The sequence below is a fragment of the Atlanticothrix silvestris CENA357 genome (genome assembly GCF_016056295.1).
Taxonomy (GTDB): Bacteria; Cyanobacteriota; Cyanobacteriia; order Cyanobacteriales; family Nostocaceae; genus Atlanticothrix; species Atlanticothrix silvestris.
This window is the reverse complement of record NZ_JAECZB010000089.1, coordinates 1-4,090: the sequence shown is the minus strand read 5'-3', so window position 1 is coordinate 4,090 and position 4,090 is coordinate 1. Positions and strand designations below refer to the sequence as shown.

Genomic DNA, 4,090 nt, shown 5'->3' with positions numbered 1-4,090 from the left:
CCCTTACCCCTTCTTCCCCATGCCCAATTCCCCATGCCCCAATTCCAATTTATGAAATTTTAGATAATCAGATAATTTACTCCGTCTTATTAGGAGTAATTATTGCAAAATATTAAACAGTAGCGTCTGGAGAGCAATCTGTGGTAATTTATGCTTCTATTCCTCAGTCTAGCGATCGCTCAATGCTAGACGAAAGAAGTCAAAAATTAAGTAATTTTACACAAAGACATATTGGAGCAAACTCCAACGACATCCAGCGAATGCTTGATGTATTGGGATTTGCTAGCCTAGATGCCCTCATCGACCAAACAGTGCCCCAGGCAATCCGGTTGAATAAACCGCTACAGTTGCCTGAAGCACAAAGCGAATACGCAGCACTAGCAAAGTTAAAAAAAATTGCTGCTAAAAATCAAGTGTGCCGTTCATACATTGGTATGGGATATTACGACTGCATCACTCCGGCTGTGATTGGGCGTAACATCTTAGAAAATCCTGGTTGGTATACTGCCTACACCCCCTACCAGCCAGAAATTGCTCAAGGGCGACTCGAAGCGCTGCTCAATTTTCAAACCATGATTATCGACCTCACAGGTTTAGAAATTGCCAATGCTTCATTACTTGATGAAGCTACAGCCGCAGCAGAAGCCATGACTATGAGCTATGGTGTTTGCAAAAATAAAGCAAATGCCTATTTTGTCTCTTGTGATTGTCATCCGCAAACTATTGATGTTTTGCAAACACGAGCTAAACCTTTAGGGATTCAGATTATTATCGGTGAGCATCAAACATTTGATTTTGAGCAACCGATTTTTGGGGCAATTCTGCAATATCCTGCCACAGATGGCACTATTTACGACTACCGCGCTTTTATCGCAAAAGCCCATGCTGAGGGTGCATTGGTGACGGTAGCAGCAGACCCATTGAGTTTAACTTTATTAACACCGCCTGGTGAATTTGGTGCTGATATTGCTGTGGGTAGTACCCAGCGTTTCGGTATTCCCTTGGGGTTTGGGGGGCCTCATGCAGCGTACTTCGCTACCAAAGAAGAATATAAACGGCAGGTTCCAGGAAGAATTGTAGGTATATCAAAAGATGCCCAAGGTAAGCCTGCATTGCGTCTAGCTTTACAAACCCGCGAACAGCATATCCGCCGCGAAAAAGCAACCAGTAATATTTGTACAGCCCAGGTGTTACTAGCAGTGATGGCGAGTATGTACGCTGTTTATCATGGCCCTAGTGGCATTAAAGCGATCGCTGAGAATATTCACCAATTAACTGTTATCCTGGCAGCAGGATTACAGCGTCTGGGTTACAAGCTCAGTTCTGAATCTTTCTTTGATACATTACGTTTAGAGTTAGGAACACACTCTTTAGAAACAATTCTCGTAGCTTGCCAAGCCAGAAATATTAACCTACGGATTTTCGATGCAACTGCGATTGGCATTTCCTTAGACGAAACTACTACCCCAGAAGATTTAATTGATCTGTGGCAGATTTTTGCAGGTAAAGATGACCTACCTTTTACCTTAGAAGAACTGATCTTTCAATCTTCTCATCTTTCCCTTCCCCGCCAAAGTAGTTACCTCACCCATCCCGTCTTCAACCGCTATCACTCAGAAACTGAGTTATTGCGTTATTTACACAAGCTAGAAACCAAGGATTTATCTTTAACTACATCAATGATTCCTTTGGGTTCATGCACAATGAAGTTGAATGCGACATCTGAGATGATTCCAGTGACTTGGGAAGAATTTGGGAAGATACACCCATTTGCCCCCCCAACCCAGACACGGGGTTATCAAATTTTGTTTCAGCAACTTGAAGCATGGTTAGCTGAAATTACTGGGTTTACAGGAGTTTCTCTACAACCTAACGCAGGTTCTCAAGGTGAATACGCAGGACTTTTAGTGATTCATCAGTATCACGCAAGTCGTGGAGAAAAACACCGTAATATCTGTTTAATTCCTCAATCTGCACATGGAACTAACCCCGCCAGTGCGGTGATGTGTGGAATGAAGGTAGTTGCCGTTGCTTGTGATTTGGAAGGTAACATTGACCTAGATGACCTCAAAGCCAAGGCAGAAAAACATAGCCATGAACTCGCCGCTTTAATGGTGACATATCCCTCAACTCATGGCGTTTTTGAAGAGGCAATTCAGGAAATTTGTGCTGTTGTGCATAGCCACGGCGGACAAGTTTACATGGATGGGGCAAATATGAACGCCCAAGTAGGAATTTGTCGCCCTGGCGATATTGGCGCAGATGTCTGTCATTTGAACTTACACAAAACCTTCTGTATTCCTCATGGTGGTGGCGGCCCTGGTATGGGGCCAATTGGTGTCGCCTCTCATCTTGTGCCATTCTTACCTGGACATCCTCTTGTAGGAAGGAGAGAGGAGAATATTTCTCATACCCAACATATTGGTGCAGTTGCTGCTGCGCCTTGGGGTAGTGCTAGTATCTTAGTAATTTCTTGGATGTACATCGTTATGATGGGTGCTGCTGGTTTGACAGAGGCAACTAAGGTGGCAATTCTCAACGCTAACTACATCGCCAAGAGACTTGAATCGTACTATCCCATTTTATATAAAGGGAAAAATGATTTAGTTGCCCATGAGTGCATTTTAGATTTGCGATCGCTCAAAAAATCTGCAAATATCGAAATCGATGATGTTGCCAAGCGTTTAATGGACTACGGCTTCCATGCGCCGACTGTCTCTTGGCCTGTAGCAGGTACCATCATGGTAGAACCGACAGAAAGCGAATCTAAAGAAGAGTTGGATCGTTTCTGTGATGCGATGATTGCTATTCGCCAAGAAATTGCGGAAATAGAGTCAGGCAAGATGGATGTTCAAGATAATCTCTTGAAGAATGCACCCCATACCGCAGAAAGCCTCATAGCTGGAGAATGGAATCATCCTTATTCTCGTGAACAAGCCGCCTACCCTGCGCCTTGGACTCGCGAACATAAGTTTTGGCCGGCTGTTGGTCGGATTGATGCTGCTTTTGGCGATCGCAATTTTGTTTGTTCTTGTCTGCCAATGGAGGCTTATTCGTCTTAAACTGGTTACGTAATTAGCTTTTGCTTGGATTATAGGGACGTGAGTTTGACGAGTCAGTCTTAATGCTCAATCAGATCCCCGACTTTTTAAAAAAGTCGGGGATCTTGTGCAGGCGATCGCACTCAGGCAGTAAGATTATAATTTTGAATCTGGGAAGTAACGACTAAGAAAATCTTGTGGAGTTAAAATTGGGATTCCGTTAAATTCTATCAACACCAATAAATCTAAATCACCAGTAATAATTGCTTCAGCATTTGCCGCAACAGCCGCAGCCAGAACTACGGTATCTTTTGGATCGGTTTACTGATGAGTTCGTTATAAAAACAGAAACCAGAACCACAACCCAAGCTTTACCAATAGTCGTGCGGCGGGTAACTGGGGTCGATAAATAATAGCTGTTTACCTTATTGTGGTATTTAACAGTCTTTTGGTGGAGGATATCAAAACGGCGCTTGGGAGATTGTATTTTTATTCATCAGTCTCAGGTATCACTTCTTCTGCTGTCGCTTCATTCTCAGAAATGTCAATGGCTTGTAGAACCTGTTTAACTATTTTTGGGTGCAATATTTTTCCTGAATGAAAAGGAATCACTACTCTCATTTCTTCTCGAAAATAAATCCTGTGACTTCCTTTGCTTCTAATTTGAATAAAGCCTGCATCTAATAAAAGTTTTTCCGCTTCTGTTGCAGTCAAACGTGGCAGCTTAGGCAACTTTTAACTCCAAGGTTATTGTGAATGTTTCCTTGTTCTGAAGTGCCTGTTTTTCTGAATTTGACAAGGTTTCTATATAAAGCTCAACTGCTTCTTTGATATTTGCCTGTACTTCTTCTAGGGAATCACCTTGAGATTGACAACCAGGAAGTTCAGGACAATAAGCATAATATCCATATTCATCTTTTTCGATCACAATGCTAACTTTATACGACATATCAAAGTTACCTTGACTCGTTCAATAACTATTATCGCCTCTCATCCCCACCTCTCGTTAGGAAGCGTGAGAACGAAAAAATAAGAGTTTACCGATGAAT

Annotated in this window: 4 protein-coding genes; 2 read left to right on the top strand and 2 right to left on the bottom strand. The window is 42.5% G+C overall.

The window, feature by feature from the left end; all coding sequences use genetic code 11:
* Positions 1–140: 140 nt before the first annotated feature.
* Entirely contained in the window at positions 141–3,062 is a 2,922-nt protein-coding gene (gcvP, locus tag I8751_RS22035) for an aminomethyl-transferring glycine dehydrogenase (protein WP_214441233.1), read from the top strand.
* A 242-nt stretch (positions 3,063–3,304) separates the two neighbouring features.
* The gene (locus I8751_RS22030) at positions 3,305–3,454 is read left to right on the top strand and encodes a hypothetical protein (protein ID WP_214441232.1); all 150 of its coding nucleotides are present in this window, start codon (positions 3,305–3,307) and stop codon (positions 3,452–3,454) included.
* Between the two features lie 76 nt (positions 3,455–3,530).
* On the opposite strand, the gene I8751_RS22025 is transcribed toward I8751_RS22030, so the two are convergent.
* Both I8751_RS22025 and I8751_RS22020 read right to left on the bottom strand, forming a co-directional pair.
* Positions 3,531–3,755, bottom strand: coding sequence for a type II toxin-antitoxin system HicA family toxin (locus tag I8751_RS22025; RefSeq protein WP_225894332.1), 225 nt, complete (start codon positions 3,753–3,755; stop codon positions 3,531–3,533).
* A 10-nt stretch (positions 3,756–3,765) separates the two neighbouring features.
* The gene (locus I8751_RS22020) at positions 3,766–3,990 is read right to left on the bottom strand and encodes a type II toxin-antitoxin system HicB family antitoxin (RefSeq protein WP_214441230.1); all 225 of its coding nucleotides are present in this window, start codon (positions 3,988–3,990) and stop codon (positions 3,766–3,768) included.
* Between the last annotated feature and the right edge of the window lie 100 nt (positions 3,991–4,090).

Coding starts and splice junctions, on each gene's coding strand:
- I8751_RS22020 (WP_214441230.1), bottom strand. CDS start 3,990: ATGTCGTATAAAGTTAGCATTGTGATCGAAAAAGATGAATATGGATAT.